The organism is Fictibacillus nanhaiensis, assembly GCF_036213205.1.
Taxonomy (GTDB): Bacteria; Bacillota; Bacilli; order Bacillales; family Fictibacillaceae; genus Fictibacillus; species Fictibacillus nanhaiensis_E.
This window is the reverse complement of sequence record NZ_JARMFC010000017.1, coordinates 13,987-32,332: the sequence shown is the minus strand read 5'-3', so window position 1 is coordinate 32,332 and position 18,346 is coordinate 13,987. Positions and strand designations below refer to the sequence as shown.

Annotated in this window: 18 protein-coding genes; 4 read left to right on the top strand and 14 right to left on the bottom strand. The window is 43.1% G+C overall.

All coding sequences use genetic code 11. The features are described from left to right. Positions 1-2: 2 nt before the first annotated feature. The 8 genes from gatC to P4V41_RS15915 all read right to left on the bottom strand — a co-directional run bounded on the left by gatC (position 3) and on the right by P4V41_RS15915 (position 9,716). On the bottom strand, positions 3-293 hold the full coding sequence (gene gatC / locus P4V41_RS15950; RefSeq protein WP_137791385.1) for an Asp-tRNA(Asn)/Glu-tRNA(Gln) amidotransferase subunit GatC: 291 nt from the start codon (positions 291-293) through the stop codon (positions 3-5). A gap of 200 nt (positions 294-493) precedes the next feature. Further along, positions 494-748 (bottom strand): YciI family protein, encoded by a 255-nt coding sequence (locus P4V41_RS15945; RefSeq protein WP_328086108.1) that lies wholly within the window; start codon positions 746-748, stop codon positions 494-496. Between the two features lie 89 nt (positions 749-837). Beyond that, positions 838-1,194 carry a DUF3905 domain-containing protein gene (locus P4V41_RS15940; RefSeq protein WP_328086107.1) on the bottom strand — a complete coding sequence of 119 codons (357 nt, stop codon included), beginning with the start codon at positions 1,192-1,194 and terminating at the stop codon, positions 838-840. Positions 1,195-1,379: 185 nt separating this feature from the next. Continuing rightward, positions 1,380-2,927, bottom strand: coding sequence for an L-glutamate gamma-semialdehyde dehydrogenase (gene pruA / locus P4V41_RS15935; RefSeq protein WP_328086106.1), 1,548 nt, complete (start codon positions 2,925-2,927; stop codon positions 1,380-1,382). Between the two features lie 507 nt (positions 2,928-3,434). After that, the gene (locus P4V41_RS15930) at positions 3,435-4,646 is read right to left on the bottom strand and encodes a CamS family sex pheromone protein (RefSeq protein ID WP_328086105.1); all 1,212 of its coding nucleotides are present in this window, start codon (positions 4,644-4,646) and stop codon (positions 3,435-3,437) included. 42 nt (positions 4,647-4,688) lie between these two features. Beyond that, positions 4,689-6,695, bottom strand: a complete 2,007-nt coding sequence (gene ligA, locus P4V41_RS15925; RefSeq protein ID WP_328086104.1) for an NAD-dependent DNA ligase LigA — start codon at positions 6,693-6,695, stop codon at positions 4,689-4,691. 21 nt (positions 6,696-6,716) lie between these two features. Beyond that, positions 6,717-8,957, bottom strand: coding sequence for a DNA helicase PcrA (gene pcrA, locus P4V41_RS15920; RefSeq protein WP_328086124.1), 2,241 nt, complete (start codon positions 8,955-8,957; stop codon positions 6,717-6,719). A gap of 66 nt (positions 8,958-9,023) precedes the next feature. After that, positions 9,024-9,716, bottom strand: a complete 693-nt coding sequence (locus tag P4V41_RS15915; RefSeq protein ID WP_328086103.1) for a heptaprenylglyceryl phosphate synthase — start codon at positions 9,714-9,716, stop codon at positions 9,024-9,026. A 154-nt stretch (positions 9,717-9,870) separates the two neighbouring features. Between P4V41_RS15915 and P4V41_RS15910 the strand changes: the two genes are divergently transcribed. After that, a complete protein-coding gene (locus P4V41_RS15910; RefSeq protein ID WP_328086102.1) occupies positions 9,871-10,410 on the top strand; it encodes a GNAT family protein in 540 nt (179 codons plus the stop codon). On the opposite strand, the gene P4V41_RS15905 is transcribed toward P4V41_RS15910, so the two are convergent. The 5 genes from P4V41_RS15905 to P4V41_RS15885 form a co-directional block, all read right to left on the bottom strand. Next, a complete protein-coding gene (locus P4V41_RS15905; protein ID WP_328086101.1) occupies positions 10,407-10,937 on the bottom strand; it encodes an NAD(P)H-dependent oxidoreductase in 531 nt (176 codons plus the stop codon). The genes P4V41_RS15910 and P4V41_RS15905 overlap by 4 nt on opposite strands. Before the next feature lie 426 nt (positions 10,938-11,363). Continuing rightward, positions 11,364-11,786, bottom strand: a complete 423-nt coding sequence (locus P4V41_RS15900) for a MarR family winged helix-turn-helix transcriptional regulator (protein WP_328086100.1) — start codon at positions 11,784-11,786, stop codon at positions 11,364-11,366. Between the two features lie 351 nt (positions 11,787-12,137). Further along, positions 12,138-12,443: a YerC/YecD family TrpR-related protein gene (locus tag P4V41_RS15895; protein WP_066242834.1), complete on the bottom strand. Its 306-nt coding sequence runs from the start codon at positions 12,441-12,443 to the stop codon at positions 12,138-12,140. A 17-nt stretch (positions 12,444-12,460) separates the two neighbouring features. Next, on the bottom strand, positions 12,461-13,477 hold the full coding sequence (locus tag P4V41_RS15890; protein ID WP_328086099.1) for a DUF3048 domain-containing protein: 1,017 nt from the start codon (positions 13,475-13,477) through the stop codon (positions 12,461-12,463). Between the two features lie 49 nt (positions 13,478-13,526). After that, positions 13,527-15,275, bottom strand: a complete 1,749-nt coding sequence (locus P4V41_RS15885; RefSeq protein WP_328086098.1) for an adenine deaminase C-terminal domain-containing protein — start codon at positions 15,273-15,275, stop codon at positions 13,527-13,529. 92 nt (positions 15,276-15,367) lie between these two features. Between P4V41_RS15885 and P4V41_RS15880 the strand changes: the two genes are divergently transcribed. From P4V41_RS15880 to P4V41_RS15870, 3 genes are all read left to right on the top strand, one after another. Beyond that, positions 15,368-15,628 carry a DUF2892 domain-containing protein gene (locus tag P4V41_RS15880; RefSeq protein ID WP_328086097.1) on the top strand — a complete coding sequence of 87 codons (261 nt, stop codon included), beginning with the start codon at positions 15,368-15,370 and terminating at the stop codon, positions 15,626-15,628. A gap of 18 nt (positions 15,629-15,646) precedes the next feature. After that, positions 15,647-16,918, top strand: coding sequence for an MFS transporter (locus P4V41_RS15875; RefSeq protein ID WP_328086096.1), 1,272 nt, complete (start codon positions 15,647-15,649; stop codon positions 16,916-16,918). Between the two features lie 64 nt (positions 16,919-16,982). Then, the gene (locus tag P4V41_RS15870; RefSeq protein ID WP_328086095.1) at positions 16,983-17,087 is read left to right on the top strand and encodes an EYxxD motif small membrane protein; all 105 of its coding nucleotides are present in this window, start codon (positions 16,983-16,985) and stop codon (positions 17,085-17,087) included. On the opposite strand, the gene purD is transcribed toward P4V41_RS15870, so the two are convergent. Continuing rightward, on the bottom strand, positions 17,065-18,333 hold the full coding sequence (purD, locus tag P4V41_RS15865; RefSeq protein ID WP_328086094.1) for a phosphoribosylamine--glycine ligase: 1,269 nt from the start codon (positions 18,331-18,333) through the stop codon (positions 17,065-17,067). The genes P4V41_RS15870 and purD overlap by 23 nt on opposite strands. Between the last annotated feature and the right edge of the window lie 13 nt (positions 18,334-18,346).

Sequence of the window (18,346 nt, the reverse complement as noted above, 5' to 3'; positions counted from 1 at the left end):
TCCTACTCTAAAATGTTCGGAACTTTAAACTGGCCATCTCTTTCTGAAGGCGCATTTTTCATCGCCTCATCCACTGAAACAGAATTTCTCACTTCGTCTTTGCGAAGGATATTCTTCAGTTCCAGAACGTGTGTAGTCGGCTCCACGTTATCTGTATCGAGTTCGTTCAATTCTTCAGCAAACCCGATGATTTTATCTAATTGTTCAGTCAGCATTTCGGCTTCTTCCTCCGTAACGGCTAACCTGGCTAAATGCGCCACGTGTTTCACTTGATCTTTCGAAATTCGAGACAAGCTCGCCACCTCCAAGACTTTCTATACGAAAAGTATTATTCTGATGATAACAAAAAGCTTGCTATATAAGCAACTTGAGGACGGAACATTCACGAAATTGAGTTATTTTTTTAAAATGTCTTATTGGGAAATTAGATTATTTATGGTGCTAATAAATGAAAAGAAGAATCTACTTAACGCAGATTCTCTTCTAATCGTAATTAAATTCCCCACTCATGAAGTTCTAAGCGACGCACGCCTTCTTTTACGTAAGGGTCTTCTTGTGCTAAGTTTTGAGCTTCGTCTAGTGACTCCGCTTTGTAAACCACCATACCGCCTGCTCCGTCTAAGAATGGTCCTTTTAGATGAACTTTATCTTGTGCCACAAGCTCCGCTAGGTAGTCAAGATGCGCCTGACGAAATTCTTGGTTAAGCTCAGGTTTTTCCATATGTAAAATTGCTGCGAAATATGACATGTTTGTAACCTCCTTCATCATTACTCTCATCTTACTATAGACAGCTTGCAGCACAAAAGAAAAACATCCGGTCAATAAAACCAGATGTCTTAATCTTTTCCGTAGCTCGAGTCTTTTGTCGGGTGCCGGAGCATGCCTTCTTTTGGCGGTGCTTTCTTTTCGATGAGATCGCGGTTCATGTTCGTGTTCCAGCCGATATCGTTCGTAGGATGCACCCACTCTTCTCCTGCCATAACTTCAGGATCCGTCTCCGTACTCCAGTTGTTAAGAGGAGAATTGGACGAGTCGTAAAAGCTATCACCGATTACGACACCATGCTCGTTTACAAACGGAGCTTCCATCTTCATTCCTGTTTTTTTGAAGTCTGGAGAACTGATCTGATGCGGCATCGTTTCATCCAGATCGACTTCAGGAACACTCTTCTTTTGCTTTTTATCTTTTGACATCTTCACACCTGCTTCCATATCGTTATACGATTAACTTCTCCTGAAGCGAGGTGTATAATCCATTTTTGTTTGCAGATTACTTATAAAAAAATTTGAAGACTTATAAAATTTTTTCAAGACTTATAAATGAAAAATCCCCACAAAAAAAGCCCTTTCTCAGGCGAGAAAGGGCACATTTTTAAAGATTAAAGTGTTTCTGAAGTTGTTTTTGCTTGCATGTGAAGTGTTAGGTAGTCTGGGCCGCCTGCTTTTGAGTCCGTTCCAGACATGTTGAATCCGCCAAACGGTTGGTATCCAACGATTGCACCCGTACATCCACGGTTGATGTAGAAGTTACCTACGTGGAACTCTTCACGCGCGCGCTCGATGTGCTCACGGTTGTTAGAAAGAAGGGCACCTGTTAGACCGTACTCAGTGTTGTTTGCGATTTCCATCATGTGATCGAAGTCACGCGCTTTACATACCGCTACAACTGGTCCGAAGATCTCTTCTTGCATCAAGCGAGCTTTTTCATCTACATCAGCAAAGATTGTAGGCTGGATGAAGTAACCTTTAGAGTCGTCGCCTTCTCCACCAGTCATCAGACGGCCTTCTTCTTTTCCGATTTCGATGTATTTCATGATCTTGTTGAAAGAAGCTTGGTCGATTACTGGCCCCATGTATGTGCCAACTTCTTCTGGATTACCCATCGTTAATGTTTTAGTAAGCGCTACTGCTTTTTCTAAAACTTCGTCGTAAACGTCTTGGTGGATAACTGCACGTGATCCAGCAGAACATTTTTGTCCAGAGAATCCAAATGCAGAATATACAATTGAGCTAGCTGCTAATTCAAGATCAGCATCTCGGTCAACAACAACCGTGTCTTTTCCGCCCATTTCAGCGATTACACGCTTAAGCCAAATTTGGCCAGGGTGTACTTTTGCTGCGCGCTCATAAATACGGCAGCCCACTTCACGAGAACCAGTGAATGATACGAAACGTGTTTTCGGGTGGTCTACTAGGTAGTCACCGATTTCTGCTCCGCTTCCAGGAACAAAGTTAAGTACGCCTGCAGGAAGTCCTGCTTCTTCCATCACTTGAACGAACATTGCTGCGATAACTGGCGTTGAGTTCGCTGGCTTCAACAATACTGTGTTACCAGAAACGAACGCAGCCGCTGCAGTACCTGCCATGATCGCAAACGGGAAGTTGAATGGAGAGATAACGATACCTACTCCAAGTGGAATATAGTTAAATTTATTGATTTCGCCGTCACGGCTTACAACTGGCTGTCCAGCTTTAAGCTTAATCGCTTGGCGTGCATAGTATTCTAAAAAGTCGATCGCTTCAGCTGTATCAGCGTCAGCTTCTTTCCATGGCTTACCTGCTTCTTTTGTAAGCATAGCGGAGAATTCATATTTACGGCGGCGGATAATCGCTGCTGCACGGAACAAGATGTTCGCGCGGTGTTCAGGATCCCACTTTTTCCAAGATTCGAAAGCAGTAAGTGCAGCTTGCATCGCTTGCTCAGCGTGATCTTGAGTCGCTTTGGAAACAGATCCAATCACTTCTTCTTTGTTAGCTGGATTTATAGAAACAATCTTTTCGTCTGTCGTGATCTTTTCACTGCCGATAACAAGCGGAAACTCTGTACCAAGCTTTGAGTTAATTACCTTTAAGCCTGCTTCGTAAGCTTCCTTGTTTGCAGGAACTGAAAAATCCATAAATGGTTCATGACGGTATTCACGTGTCATAATAAATTCCCCTCCTATTAAAGCGTTTTCATTATTCGGTTTCCCACGTTCATTCTACATGAACATAGCGGTTTGTTCAAACAAACTGATAATAGTCAGAATTCTTTATTTTCAAGGGATAAGCCCACTTTTTGCATCTTTTTTCTTTATGGTGAATGATTAATAAGGTTTTGTATGAGTTTATGTGATTTTCGTAGGAGATGGGCGAATAATTATGAATTCTATGTTCTTCTTGAAGTATATTTTTCCAAATAACAAAGAAGCTTTTGGAAGTGGTTGATTTCCGCTCCAGGTTGCTCGCTTTCCGGGGGGCGTGCGGTGAGCCACCCTACCGCTTTTCGTTGGCGGGGTCTCACCTGTCCCGCTGATCCCCCAAGAGTCTCGCACCTTGCGCTCCTATCAACTTGTCATTGAAGATTTAAAAATCTTCAAAAGCTAAAGTTATTAATACAACGAAAACAAAATACAAAAGCCCACTAACATAGTCAGTAGGCTTTCAAAAAATCCTTATTTACGATAAATATGCACGAATGGTTCTTCTTGTGTTGTTTCGTCCTTCACGATGAGCGCCTCTGGCTGATCAACTGCTGAGCCGATGTATACTTCTACAGGCACATTCGGCAGCTCGCCTAGTGCAGACGTCGCTACGAATTGGGTAAATGAGATGATCTCTGCTTTACCGCGGAACTGAACAGGAATCTCAAGCGTCATACGCTCTAGGTTACCATCTTTATAGTACCCTTTCCCGATCACTCCGATATAGTTAGGAAAATATTCTTGTACCTTTGATTTAAAAGTAGTGAACTTTTCGTAGTCACTTCGCTTCTTTTTTGAAGCTGCGTCAGATGGGAACAACACATAATCTTCATCTACGTCTTCCCATGAACTTACTGAGCTGCTTCCTTTTTTTACTACGCCTGACGCGAAGAAGTTTCCGGGTGTTACAGAATCACGTTCTTCTTCTTGATAAAGTGCAAATACGATCGGCACATCTTTAAGCTTTGAATCTGTGCGCAAACGACTTGCCACTTGTCCTGCTATTTTTTGTGCTTCTTGTTTCACTTTTTCGCGCTGGAGCTTAACTTCACCAGGATAGATTAAGCCTTGTTGGTTAACGTCATAATAATACGTTGAGTTAAAGGATAAACCGATTACCACACCGCCAAGCTTTACTTTTCCATCACCGCTCTGAACAAGATAGTTATGTTCCAGTACGTAAGAAAGATACTTAGGATTGTTCTTATTTGCTTCTAGCATCTTATCTTTATAGCCTGGGTCACCTTCGTCTACTTTTACACCAAGCTTAGGATTCAATCCTGCTTGGTCTAACTTGCTCTTGCTTTTTCCCGGTTCTTCATCAGCTCTTCTTAGCCAGTTCGTAACCGTTGGCTCATTCAGAAATTGTCCTTCTTGGAAAAAGTACTTGTCTGTACTGAATGTGTCTTGAGCGATGCGCATTAAGCCCATCTCAAACTCGTTAATATCAAGCCGGTTATCAACGCCATAACGGATTACACCACGGGCACCGCCTGGTTTGAACGGAAAAATGCTTCGATAGTACTTCTCACCAGTGTTGATCTCCCCTGTTATAATCGCTTTTTCATCTTTTTTGCCCTTTTCTTGCACGATCTTTTCTTCTTTTTCCAGCTCATCGCCACCCCAGCAGCCGGTCAAAAGCAGTAAAGTACTTAAGAAAAGGAGCCCAACCCGTTTCATCATCACGGACACTCCTCTAGTATTGTTGGTTAGCTCTCGCCAATCTTATTTGTTAAGCTCGTCCACCAATTTTTGCTCATCCCAGATTTCAATACCTAGCGTCTTCGCTTTATCCAGCTTAGATCCAGCATCTTCTCCTGCAATCAGCATATCTGTATTCTTACTCACGCTTCCAGTCACTTTCGCTCCTAGGCGCTCCAATCTTTCTTTTGCATCGTTACGAGTCAGAATTGATAGTTTACCTGTTAACACGACTGTTTTCCCCGCAAACGGAGTATCAAGATCTTCAACTTTTACAAGCTTCGGACCTTTGTATTCCATGTTCATGCCAAGAGTCTTCAGCTCAGCTACGAGTTCGTGTACTTCTGGCTTTGAAAAATAAAGAAGAATAGAGTCAGCCATCTTTTCACCGATCTCTTCAACAGCTAAAAGCTCCTCTTTAGAAGCGTTCATCAAACCATCTATCGTTTCAAAGCGCTGTGCGATCGTCTTGGCAGCTTTCGCTCCGACATGGCGAATACCAAGCCCAAACAGAAGACGCTCTAATGAATTTTCCTTCGACTTTTCGATCGCTGCTAGCAAGTTGTCTACTGACTTCTCACCCATACGCTCTAATTCTAACAGTTTCTCGCGTTCTAGCTTAAACAAATCGGCAACATTTTGTATTAATTTTTCTTTAAACAATTGTGCGACTACTTTTTCACCTAACCCATCAATGTTCATGGCATTTCTCGATACAAAGTGAATGAACCCTTCTCGAATCTGTGCCGGACATTGCGGATTTAAACAACGCAGTGCTACTTCCCCGTCTAAACGCTCGAGCTTGCTATCGCACTCTGGGCATTCGGTCGGCATATTAAAGTTAATCTCATCACCAGTTCGGCGTTCCGTGATCACATTCACGACTTCTGGAATGATGTCACCTGCTTTTTTTACAACCACATAATCACCGAGCTTGATGTCTTTTTCACGGATCAAGTCTTCATTATGTAACGAAGCGCGCTTTACAGTCGTTCCCGCGACTAATACAGGCTGTAGCAAGGCGGTTGGCGTAACGACACCTGTGCGTCCGACGTTCAACTCGATGCCTTCTAGTTTAGTTACCACCTCTTCAGCAGGGAACTTATAAGCGATCGCCCAACGAGGGTTCTTCGCCGTGAATCCTAGCTCCTCTTGTTGATACAGAGAGTTCACCTTAATAACGATTCCGTCGATCTCATATGGAAGGTCAGGTCGCTTCTCCTGCCAGCTGTTCACATATTCAATGACTTCTTCGATGTTCGCGCATTTCTTCCACTCTGGGTTCGTTTTAAATCCTAAATGGCTTAAGTACGTTAAGCTTTCGTCATGCGAATCGACCGAATGACCTTCAAGCTTTCCTACACCATAAACATAGATATCGAGGTTACGGCTCGCTGCAATCTTCGGATCGAGCTGACGTAGGGAACCCGCTGCTGCGTTCCGTGGATTCGCGAAAAGCTCTTGTCCTTCTTCTTCTCGATGCGCATTCAGCTTTTGGAAAGATTTTTTCGGCATGAACGCCTCGCCTCGTACTTCAAGCATCACATTCTCTTTTAACTTGAATGGAATAGAACGGATCGTTTTTAAATTATTCGTTATGTCCTCACCAATTGTGCCGTCACCGCGTGTAGCGCCACGTACAAAACGACCATCTTGATACGTGAGGGATACGGCTAGACCGTCGATCTTAAGTTCAGCAACATACGATACGTTCGAACCTACCCCATCTTTTACACGGCGGTCAAAATCTCGCAGATCTTGATCATTGAAGGCATTGCCGAGGCTCAGCATCGGTACGGTATGTTCTACTTTTTCAAAAAAGTCCAAAACAGCACCGCCTACACGTGATGTAGGCGAGTGCTCGTCATGAAGTTCAGGATGATTGTTTTCAAGTTCGATCAGCTCTTTCATAAGCTGATCATATTCAGCATCAGGTACAGACGGTTTGTCTAGTACATGATATTCATAATTATATTTTTCTAGCATTTCCCGGAGTTCCAGGATGCGTTTCTTCGCTTGTTCTTCGTTCAACCCGTTCCACTCCTTCTTCTCTTACGCTTTTTCAATCGGGGCAAATTTAGCAAGCAGTCTTTTCACACCAACAGGCTGCGGAAACGCGATGTCGAGTTCCATTGAATCTCCTGAACCACGCATACTTACAACAGTTCCTGTTTCCCATTTACGGTGTTTGACTTTGTCGCCTACTCTCCATTCCAGTTTTTCCCCACCAGAAGATTGATAGACAGGTGTAACCATTTTCTTTTTCGGTGCCATGAACGAAGGCGTTGATCCTCCACCTGAACGAGCACTTGCTCCCCACGGTACAGATGGCTTTTCTTTAACTTCTGTCTCAATAAGATCTTCAGGTATTTCAGCGATAAAACGGGATTCTGGATTTGTCGTCGTACGACCATACAGGGTACGCATTCTAGCATTTGTTAAGAATAACTCTTCTTCCGCACGCGTGATTCCAACGTATGCGAGACGACGTTCTTCTTCCATCTCATTCTCTTCAAAAAGAGCACGGCTATGCGGGAATACCCCTTCTTCAAGACCCATTAAGAAGACCATCGGGAACTCCAAACCTTTTGCAGAGTGAAGCGTCATTAGAACAACAGATTCTTTCGGCTTGTCATCTGTTGCATCTTCATCGAGCTTATCAATATCTGCAACCAGTGCCAGATCGGTTAAGAAGGCGATCAATGATTTATCATCTTGTTTCTTTTCAAAGTCTTGCGTAACAGAAATAAACTCATCGATGTTTTCTAAACGGCTTTGTGCTTCAATTGTTTTCTCTGCTTTTAGCGCATCACGGTAGCCCGTCTTGCTGAGCACTTCTTCTGTTAGTTCAGTCACAGAAAGAAATTCCTGCTGACGCGTCCAGTTCGTAACAAACTCAGAGAACTCTCTTAACGAGTTCGTTGCACGTGCACTAAGACCGATCTGCTCCACTTCTTGAAGCGCTTGATACATGGAGAGGTCATTGTTTGCCGCATATTGTGCCACTTTATCCATAGAAGACGCACCGATCCCGCGTTTCGGTACATTTACAATACGTTGTAGAGAAATATCATCGTCTGGATTCGAAATCAATCGAAGGTACGCTAAGATGTCTTTGATCTCTTTTCTGTCATAGAACTTTGTGCCGCCGACGATATTGTATGGAATGTTGGATTTAATCAATACTTCCTCTATGACACGAGATTGAGCATTTGTTCGGTACAGAATCGCGATGTCATTATACGAACGTTTTCCTGATGATACCGCTTCACGAATCTTACCTGTTACGTAATAGCTTTCACCCTGCTCATCATCACCTTGATAGTACGTGATGCTAGCGCCATCCGTATTATCTGTCCAAAGATTCTTTGGCTTACGGTTCATGTTGTTTTCAATCACTTTATTAGCTGCTTGAAGAATCTTTTTCGTAGAACGATAGTTTTGCTCTAGTAGGATAACTTCAGCATCGTTATAGTCTTTTTCAAACGATAGAATGTTCGCGATATCAGCGCCACGCCAGCCATAGATAGACTGATCAGAGTCCCCTACAACACAAAGGTTGCGGAATCGATCAGCTAGCATCTTAACGAGCATATACTGCGCTCTATTCGTATCTTGATACTCGTCAACATGAACATACTGAAACTTGCGCTGATAGAACTCGAGCACTTCAGGTACTTTGGCAAAAAGCTGAATCGTCGTCATGATCAGATCATCAAAATCTAACGCCTGGTTCTTGCGCAGACGCTTTTCATAGCCTTCATAAACTTCTTGAACAACACCTTCAAAATGCCCGTTCGCCACTTTTGCAAAATCCGCTGCTGTTTTTAGTTCGTTCTTTAAAGAGGAGATCGCGCTTAATATTCCGCGGGGTTCATATTTTTTCGGATCATAGTTCAGATCTTTCAATACCGCTTTTACAACAGATAATTGATCTGTCGCATCTAAGATCGTAAAGTTACGATTAATTCCGATTCGATCGATATCACGGCGTAAAATCCGTACGCACATGGAGTGGAACGTAGAGATCCAGATCTCTTCTGCTACAGGTCCTGTAATCTTTGCGACCCTTTCCTTCATCTCTCGTGCTGCTTTATTTGTAAACGTGATTGCAAGAATGTTCCATGGTGCCACTTCTTTTTCCATCATTAAATAAGCGATACGATGTGTTAACACTCTCGTCTTACCGCTTCCCGCTCCAGCCATCAATAACAACGGCCCGTCTGTATGTTTTACTGCAGCTCTCTGCTCAGGATTCAATCCTGATAATAGCTTTTCAATCATTTGATGCATACTCATTCTTCATTCACCGCCCGAACATATATTCTTATTTTATTCTCACTCATTTTCGAGATTTTATCAACTTTTACCCTTAACCGCTTCAACCGTTTCAATCGCTCTGTTTAAATCGTCATAAATAACGTTCCCGACAACAACTGTATCCGCGAACTCTGCCATCTCTTTCGCTTGTTCAGCCGAATGAATGCCGCCTCCATAATAGAGGATCGTGTTTTCAAGTACCCCTTTTACTTGCCGAACGATATCGACATCACCATACGTGCCGCTGTATTCCAAATAAAAGATCGGAAGCTTAAACATCTTTTCGGCCAAGCGGGCATATGCTACAACATCATCTGCCGAGAGATCACTGTCGGCACCTGAACGTTTTGCAGCTGTACAATCTGGATTTAAAATGCAATACCCCTCTGTAAGGATCTCGTCCCAATTCATTATGTCGCCAAACTCTTTTAGTGCTTCTGTATGAAGCCCCGTAATGAAGTTAGCATCCTTTGCATTTAAAACGGTAGGAATATAGTAAAAATCGAACCCTGGTGTAAGTGATTCAATATTAGATACTTCAAGCACACAAGGAACCGCATATCTGCGGATTCGTGACATAAGGTCTAACGTATTATCAAGCGTTACGCCACTAGATCCCCCAACGATAACAGCGTCCGTTCCGCTCTCACAGATCAGCTCCAGGTCACTGTCACTGATCTCTTTATCTGGATCTAGCTTAAACACATGCTTCCATTTTCGATAATCAAACATTGTGTTCTTCCTTTCATGTTTAGAAACACCCGTGCTTGCTATTTTAACAAGCCAGTTCTGTACTTCTGCATTATAACAAAAATAAGGTTCTCACTCTATGATTCATCATGTGGAAAGATTGTGAAGTTCATACTGCTTTTTGGGAGGAATAGCTATGCTTATGTGGCAAATCGACGACGAAATCATGCTAAAACAAGCAGACGTTAAAGAATCGGACAACATCTATAGATTGCTAGACAAATCACGTCATCATCTTGGACCGTGGATCAGCTGGGTCGATTATACCCAATCTAGTAGTGAGATGCGGCAGTTTATTAAAACGGTGAACAAAAAGATGAAAGACCAGACAGACGTTGTTATTTTTATATGGTATCGCGGACAAGTAGCTGGTTCTGTTGCTTTATATGATATCAAGTGGCATAACCAGTCGGGTATGCTTGGTTATTGGGTAGGATCAGGATTCGAAGGTCACGGAATCGCACAGCGCGCGGTAAAAGGAATGCTTATGTACGCTTATTACACATTGATGCTGAATCGTGTGGAGCTGCGTGCTGCGGTTCAAAATGAAAAAAGCATCAAGCTCGCCCGCCGACTAGGCTTCCAAGCAGAAGGCGTTGTTCGGCAGGCAGAATGGATTCGCGGAAACTGCCGCGACCAAGTCCAGATGAGCTTGATGAAGAATGAATTTCATTAAATTTCAGGATTTAAAACGTATGAGATATAGTTTTGCGTGCTTTGTTCAACAACTTCCTCTGACGCACGAATCGCACTGTGAAAGACGAAAGGCGTGATATAACGTGTTCCAATCAAGTTAGAAGTCGCTTGAAACGGACGAAGCAGTTCGCTGATCGTATAGTGGTTGTAGCCGCCAGCTTGATAAGAAAAGTCTGGTCCGCCCGTTGAAATCGCTAGTACTAATTCTTTTCCATGAAGTGCGTCGCCACCTGGTCCGTATGCCCAACCGAATGCTAGCACTTTATCTTGCCATTCTTTTAAAAGTGAAGGTGAGCTGTACCAGTAGAACGGAAATTGAAGAACAATACGATCGTGCTGCAGCAGCATATGCTGTTCTTCCTCAACGTTCACTTTTCCGTCCGGATACAGGTCGTAAAGTTTTCGAACTGTAACGTGATCTTGTTTCTCCATTTCCTCAGACCATCTTTTATTTATTGTAGAGTTCTGTAGATTAGGATGCGCGATAATAACTAGTGTCTTTTTCATTAGTGAGTCTCCTTTATTAGGCTGTTTTCGTTTGCATTGAAGCTTGTGAAAGTAGTTGATTTCCACTCCAGGTCACTCGTTTTCCACGGGGCGAACGGTGAGCCTCCTGCCTAGTTGCAGTGACTAGCCCCTCGAGGTCAAAAGTTAAACGGTCAAGAAGGCAAAGTGCGCCGTCCTCGCCCATTTACCTTTTGCTTGTCGGGGCTGAACGAGTCACTTCCACTTTTCGTACTGCCGCTACGCGCCTTTAGGAGTCTCCACCTGACCGCTCGTCCCGTAGGAGTCGACAACCTTGCGTTACAATCAACTTGCAATGAAGAGGATATAAAAGATTTAAAAGCAACAAATGCTGCAGAAAAGGAAGCCATATATTATTTTTTTCATTTGTTTGTACAAACAACTAAAATGATAAAGAAGAGAGCTCAATTATGACTCGAGCTGCCCTGCTGCTAGATGTGTTGCTTTTGTGAGTGCTTTTCCTTCTTCTTCTCCTAAAAGGTCAGAGTACACTCGATAAAGATCTTTCCATGCTTTTTCGAGTTCTGTTTGAACCTCAATGCCCGCCTGTGTCGGATGGATGTGAGACACCTTTCCTTGCACTTTTCGCTCAGCAAGTCCCTTTGAAACAAGCTTGTCCACAAATCTTGTAATCGTACTTGGTGTCATATGAAGCTCTTCTGCTAACTCCGATTGAGAGATTCCTGGTTTGTTGTTCACAAGCATCATCATAAAACCATGAGTAGGTGTAATACCCGTTGGTCTAAACGATTCCTCAGCCATTTTCGATATAACGCGAGAAAGTTTGTTCACGGTAAAATATAAGCAGTTTTCTAGATACTTTTCGGGCATTATTGCACCTCTTTCATACCATCATTGTTGTTTGTACATACAACTATAAATTGTAGTGTGATTTCTGTCAATATTTTGAGTATATATGGGTGCTTGGCTGCGGCCAAGCTTACATTTTAGGGTTTTACCACATTGGAAGAATACCCTGCTGAGCTCTAATCCTAAAGTTTTTGCTCTTAATCCACAAGTTTGGCTGCTCAATCCACGAGTTTTAGGGTTGAATCCAAAAGTTTTTACAGTTTATCCACGAGTCTACAATCCTCGACATACATCGACAACCTGATAACCACTCACTCAGCACTACCTTTACAATAATACAAAAACCCACCGTTCAGGCAGGTTTTCGACTCATTATTTCGCTTCTTCCTCTTCATGAACGCGGTCGAGTACCATCGCATACGCGTCGTTACCAAAGTTCAGACAACGTTTTACACGTGAAATTGTTGCGGTGCTCGCACCCGTCTCACTCTCAATCTTGTGATACGTTTTTCCTTCACGAAGCATGCGCGCTACTTCAAGTCGCTGCGCCAAAGATTGAATCTCGTTCATCGTACAAAGGTCGTCAAAGAATCGATAGCATTCTTCCATATCCTTCAGCGATAAAACCGATTCAAAAAGCTGATCTAGTGCTTTTCCTCGTAGTTTATCAATTTGCATGTAACATGCACTCCTTTTTATTGCATCTTAACCGAATCTGTCATTCCGCTCGGCACAATGTTAATCCATGTCTTTCCTGGAACAAACGCTCCACCGTCCGGAACGATTCTTCCGTTTTCGTTTTTCCACGAAATGTTATGTGCGACACCATTCTGAATCAGAATTGCATCTCCGCCTGACGTTAAGTTGATCTCTCGTCTGCCGGCATCATCGATAACCCGGTGAGCCGCTTCAACAATGAATACATTGCTTACCGTAATAGGTGTTTCGGTCTCACGATCTATCGTTGGTTCATTGTTACTGCTTCTCGCGTACATCTTCTTTTTATTAGAGTACGTGAATCCTACTGTTTCTCCGCCTGGATAAGAAATTTGAATGTCTTTTGCAGGTGCACCTTCAATTGCTTTAACGCTCTCACTTGTTAAAAACGAAAGCATATCGAGATCATCTGATTGCTCTGCCCCGATTTTCTCCATCCCTTTTTCAATATTTTCATAGGTGATGTAGGAATTGTGAGGCGCTTTTCTAAAATCAGCCCGATTAAAAAGAATGCCATCGTAATCCATTCCGTTCAGGTGATCGATCGTTCCGCTATCGAGAATCTCTTTCGCTTCAGGACTGAATCCGTGTGCCACGAATAAAGCATCGTAGCCACGTGAGAGCTCAATGTAATAATCTCTCGCGCTGCGAACCGGTCCTACTACTTCTGGCATCTCACTTTGGAAGATTGCCAAAAAGCGAGTAAGTTCTCCTTCAGCTAATACTTCGTAAACGATATCAGCTTTATGAAGTCCAGATTGCGGTCGTGCTTTAGGGTGGTTGTTCACCATGACCGAAACTGCGCGATGATCTACCTCTTCATTCGTACCCAAGCCAGTGAGTGGATAAACAGAAGCAAGCTCCTCTTTTTTTGAATCCGTAGCTTCAGCTTTATTTACTTTACCGTCTTCTAATACTTTATCTCTTGCGTCTTTACATGCAGACAGCATTAATACCGTGATCATCGCCATCAAGATGATGTACCACTTTTTCATTGGGCTCACTACCTTTGTATCGTATTATTTTGCCCAATCCTTTTCTATATTAACGCATAATCGAAGGAAAGAGTAACCCTTTCTTTTTAACATCGTAAATGCCTCTTTGCGTAATGCGGATGTATGGCAAGTGTGTTGAAGAGAAAAACAATAGAGAATAGATCGGATCTTCGTATTGATAACCTCGTTCTCTCAGAGCGTTCGTTAACCTTTTCTCTTCTACCACTAGTTCTTCTATACCAAGATTCGACATTCCTCCCACTAAAGGAAGTTTTATCTCGGCGACGATCTCGCCTCTCTCCGCAAGAACGATGCCTCCGCCGACTTCTTTCAAGCGTTCGAACGCCACAGCCATATCTTTTTTACTTTTTCCAATGATAAGAAGATCTCCCGTATTGGAATACGAGCTCGCAAAGCCATACAGATTTTTCGCAAAGCCTTTTACGATCGTGTTCGTTCTCCACTTTCCTTCTTTATCGATCAGCATTAAGAAACACTCATCCGATTCTTCGTTAATCTCTTCAGAAAAAGGATTGATCGATACATTATATGGCCGTGTGATGACACTATTGTACATTTCTATCCCAACGAGACCAGAAAACTGAAAATCCTCGTCTTGAAGGTCCCATGTGATCTCTCTTTTTCGGATTCCATGACCTTCCCAATCAAAATGAAAATCACGATCGTCACTTACATCCTCACCGTCACGCTTCATCCACTTTCCTTTTGCCAAAACAGATTCAGGCAAAGGATTAGTTACATCTTCTAAAATATTTAAATGCGCGACTCGCCCTGCAGCAACCATGCCAAAGAGGTGATCTAAGCCGTAATATCTAGCCACGTTATAAGAGACCATCATGTATGCATCCACTGGATCAAGTCCTGCTTCCAGCGCGATCTGTAACATCTTATCTGTAACACCTTCTTCATAAAAAGCAGGTGTGGAACCATCTGTCGTCATAAAGATGCGTTCATAGTTCGTGATGCCTTCTTCTTTCATCTGTCGTAACAGCTTCGGCAGATCTGGACGAATAGAGGAATAACGAAGCGATACTTGCAGACCCGCATTTAATCTGTCCATCACTTCTGTACCTGTCATCGCTTCATGATCACAATCCACACCGAGTAACGTCATAGCAGTTAGTGTTTTTTCAGAAGCTCCTGGTAGATGTCCCTCGATTTTCTTACCCGCTTTTTTCGTCTTCAGCATCCAATGCAAAAGTGTATCATCGCCATGCAGAACGCGCGGCCAGCTCGTTAACTCACCACCTTGAAGAACATAAGGGCTCTCGAGCAGCTGTCTCACGCTTTTTTCCGAAAAATAATTTTCTTCTTCTAAGAGCTCAGTTTGTGCGTCATAACGGCACCACCAAAAGAAATTAGAAGGCAAATCGTTCACGTCTTCCATAAAAGAAAGCGCTTTCGAAATATTCATTTCAAAAAGCAGCATAAAGTTATCGGCTAAAAATACAGACGTTCCACGCTGCAATGCATATCGCGAGAGCGACTGGGGATTATAAAGTTGAAACGGATGACAATGAGGTTCAATATACCCCGGTACAACAAACTTACCTTCTAGATCTGTAATTTCCGTTCCTGTTGTATGTTCAGGCATCTTTTCGCCTACATAGACGATGCGGTCTTGAAGGATCCAGATGTTTGCTTTTACCCACTTTTTTAGAGCTGTGTTCAAATAAGTAGCGTTTGTTAAGACAAGCGACGGCGCCAATTCACCTTGAATGACGGCCACTTGTTTGCGCATTTGCGCTTTTGTCCAAAAAGCGATGTGTTGGTTCATGTTGGATCACCTGTCTTCTCTCTGAAAATTTCGTTTTTTCAAGAATACCATATTCATCAAGCAAATTGGTGAAAATTGAAAGGAGTATCACAATGAGACAAAATATTGGTTTAGTTAATAGCATGATTCGTATTATTGCAGGTCTAACACTGCTTTCTGTTTATACAGCAAAGTTGACAAGAAAGCCTTACAAAGAGTCATACATCCTAATGATCTTAATGGCCGCGATGAAAGTAGCAGAAGGAATCGTTCGCTACTGCCCGATGACTGACCTACTTCACAAAAGCAAAGAAATGAATGACATGGATCTTGGTAATATCGCGAACGAAGGTTCGCCGTTCAATCCTTCATAAGAAGAAGGAGACACCACAATGCCCACTCATTCTTTATTAAAAGGCAACAAACCCCTGTTCAGTCTATTAATTGTTGTTTTTATTACCCATCTCGGCTCGTATCTTGTCTTGCCTGTCCTTCCTATTCTTTTAAAAGTTGAAACAGGATTAACTGCAGCACAGATTGGTTTTACTCTCGCTGTTATCTCGATCTTCATGCAAGTAGGAAGTGTGGTCGGAGGCGTATTCGCTGACCGAACAGGCAGACGCTTCATCATCGCACTTGGTGCTTTAATACGGGCAGGCGGGCTGATAGGTTTCGCTTATTTTTCAACGTATTCACTGATTTTGTTAACTGCTGCGATCAGTGGGCTTGGCCTTGGGCTTAATGCACCCTCCACGAAAGCATTTATTTCATCGCTCGTTCAAGCGGACATGAGATCTACTGCTTTTTCGTTGCGCGGAATCTTTGCCAACATTGGTATGGCGATCGCTGGATTGACCGTGTTCGCTTTATTTACAGGAAGCTCGAGGCTCATCTTTATCACCGCTGCTGTCATTTATTTAGGAGCAAGCGTGATCAGCTGGTTCTTCTTGCCTGCAGGCTGTGGAGACGAAAACTGCCGAGAAGTGAAGTGGAGTGAATATCGACAAGCGTTAAAAAACATCCCCTTCCTCGTTTTTGTGATCGCCACAATCTTTGTTTGGGCGCTTTACGTACAGTTTGCACTCGTACTCCCACTTCGAGCAGAAAGTGTTCTATCTAACGGAAAAGACATCAGCATCATCTGGACTATCAACAGCATTACAGTTATATTAGCTCAAACACTCATAACGAAAAATATTATCCGAAACATTCATCCACTAACTTCTGTTGGCATAGGGGCAATCTGTATCGGATCTGCGCTCGGAAGTTTATATTTTGCGAACACATTATTTTTCTTCGTTTTTATCGGCATTATCTTTATCACAGGTGAGATGCTGATCATGCCAACGTTGGATACGTCAATCTCACAGCTTGCCGCTGCTAGGTTTCTTGGCATGTTCTTTGGTTTAGCCAGTGTTTTTACAGGGATTGGAGAAGCGATAGGAAATTCAATCGGAGGACGATTGTTTGAAGTGGCAGATGGCGGACAAAGTGCTGTTCCTTATGTAACGTACGTGATAGCAGGTATTGTCATCTTTATCGGAATGCAACTGTTGCGTCGGTGGAAACCGTTGTCTATTATACAACCACCCAAACCTATGGCAACCGCAGCTCCGAACACGGACTCGGCCACATCTCACCCAAATCCAATTAATGAAGGCTGACGAACAAGGTTTTAATTAACCATTGTCCCTCAGCCTTCAACATTCCATATAGGAGGTTAGCCATATGAGTTATGAATATTTAATGGATACAGCTTTTCTTTATATTTTGCTTATCGGCGGAATCATCGCCATCTCGTTTGTATTTATTAAGAAGAGACGTGCGAAATAGCTCGAAACCCGATATCTTTACGATAGAATGAACCTTCGCACGTGATTTTCTTCAATTCTTTATATACGTTCTCCTGAGCTTCATTTAGTGAACGTCCTTTAGAGGCTACCAATAATACTCGGCCACCATCCGTTAGAAGAGATTCATCTTCTCTTTTCGTACCGGCATGAAAAACATTCGAATCACCTGAAATGTTGTCTAGCCCTTTAATCACTTGGGCTTCTGAAGACGAAACTGGGTAACCTTCGGATGCAAGAACAACACCTAGGACGGATTCTTCTGACCAATGAAGTTCCGGCTTTTTGCCGTTTAACAAAGATAAAAGTAGATCAGCCAGATCGTTTTCTAGCCGAGGCAGAATCACTTGTGTTTCAGGGTCACCAAAGCGTGCGTTAAACTCAATCACTTTCGGCCCATTCTTCGTTAAGATTAAGCCTGCATAAAGAATTCCTGTAAAAGGAGTTCCTTCTTCTTTCATCGCAGCAACAGTTGGCTGAACGATCTCTTTGATGGCTTTTTGAATATCGGCGTCAGAAATTTGAGGAACAGGTGAATATGCCCCCATCCCACCTGTGTTCGGACCCTTATCCCCATCATAGGCACGTTTATGATCTTGAGCGATCTCCATTGGAAGGAAAATTTCATCATGCACAAAAGACATTAATGAAAATTCTTCCCCTTCAAGAAATTCTTCAACAACAACCGTTTCGCTCGCCGAACCAAAGCGTTTGTACACCATCAGCTCATGTAGACCCTCTTCCGCTTCTTCTAAGGTCATTGCCACAATGACACCTTTACCTGCCGCAAGCCCGTCCGCTTTTAACACGATCGGTGCACCTTTTTCACGAACGTAAGCTAGAGCTTCATCATGATTCGTAAATGTTTCAGAAGCTGCCGTTGGAATGTCGTACTTCTTCATGAGATCCTTGGCGAACGATTTTGAGCCTTCTATCTCTGCTGCCGCTTTAGATGGACCGAAGATAACAAGGCCTTCTTCTGTGAAACGATCTACGATTCCCCCTAGCAGAGGAACTTCAGGGCCCACGAAAGTTAATCCGATTTCGTTTGTTTTTGCAAAAGTAACGAGCTCTTCGATGTTGGTTTCTTTGATGGAAACGCATGTCGCCTGCTGAGCCATGCCTGGGTTTCCTGGTGCAGCAAACACTTGTGTGACGCTTGGGCTGTTGGCAAACTTCCACACGAGCGCATGTTCACGTCCACCTTTGCCGATTACAAGAACGTTCATGGTTGCTACCTCC

Excerpts from the sequence above, each read along its gene's own strand:
- P4V41_RS15945 (WP_328086108.1), bottom strand. The coding sequence starts at position 748 with ATGTCATATTTCGCAGCAATTTTACATATGGAAAAACCTGAGCTTAAC.
- P4V41_RS15940 (WP_328086107.1), bottom strand. The coding sequence starts at position 1,194 with ATGTCAAAAGATAAAAAGCAAAAGAAGAGTGTTCCTGAAGTCGATCTG.
- pruA (WP_328086106.1), bottom strand. The coding sequence starts at position 2,927 with ATGACACGTGAATACCGTCATGAACCATTTATGGATTTTTCAGTTCCT.
- P4V41_RS15930 (WP_328086105.1), bottom strand. The coding sequence starts at position 4,646 with ATGATGAAACGGGTTGGGCTCCTTTTCTTAAGTACTTTACTGCTTTTG.
- pcrA (WP_328086124.1), bottom strand. The coding sequence starts at position 8,957 with ATGCATCAAATGATTGAAAAGCTATTATCAGGATTGAATCCTGAGCAG.
- P4V41_RS15915 (WP_328086103.1), bottom strand. The coding sequence starts at position 9,716 with ATGTTTGATTATCGAAAATGGAAGCATGTGTTTAAGCTAGATCCAGAT.
- P4V41_RS15910 (WP_328086102.1), top strand. The coding sequence starts at position 9,871 with ATGCTTATGTGGCAAATCGACGACGAAATCATGCTAAAACAAGCAGAC.
- P4V41_RS15905 (WP_328086101.1), bottom strand. The coding sequence starts at position 10,937 with ATGAAAAAGACACTAGTTATTATCGCGCATCCTAATCTACAGAACTCT.
- P4V41_RS15900 (WP_328086100.1), bottom strand. The coding sequence starts at position 11,786 with ATGCCCGAAAAGTATCTAGAAAACTGCTTATATTTTACCGTGAACAAA.
- P4V41_RS15895 (WP_066242834.1), bottom strand. The coding sequence starts at position 12,443 with ATGCAAATTGATAAACTACGAGGAAAAGCACTAGATCAGCTTTTTGAA.
- P4V41_RS15890 (WP_328086099.1), bottom strand. The coding sequence starts at position 13,477 with ATGAAAAAGTGGTACATCATCTTGATGGCGATGATCACGGTATTAATG.
- P4V41_RS15885 (WP_328086098.1), bottom strand. The coding sequence starts at position 15,275 with ATGAACCAACACATCGCTTTTTGGACAAAAGCGCAAATGCGCAAACAA.
- P4V41_RS15880 (WP_328086097.1), top strand. The coding sequence starts at position 15,368 with ATGAGACAAAATATTGGTTTAGTTAATAGCATGATTCGTATTATTGCA.
- P4V41_RS15875 (WP_328086096.1), top strand. The coding sequence starts at position 15,647 with ATGCCCACTCATTCTTTATTAAAAGGCAACAAACCCCTGTTCAGTCTA.
- P4V41_RS15870 (WP_328086095.1), top strand. The coding sequence starts at position 16,983 with ATGAGTTATGAATATTTAATGGATACAGCTTTTCTTTATATTTTGCTT.
- purD (WP_328086094.1), bottom strand. The coding sequence starts at position 18,333 with ATGAACGTTCTTGTAATCGGCAAAGGTGGACGTGAACATGCGCTCGTG.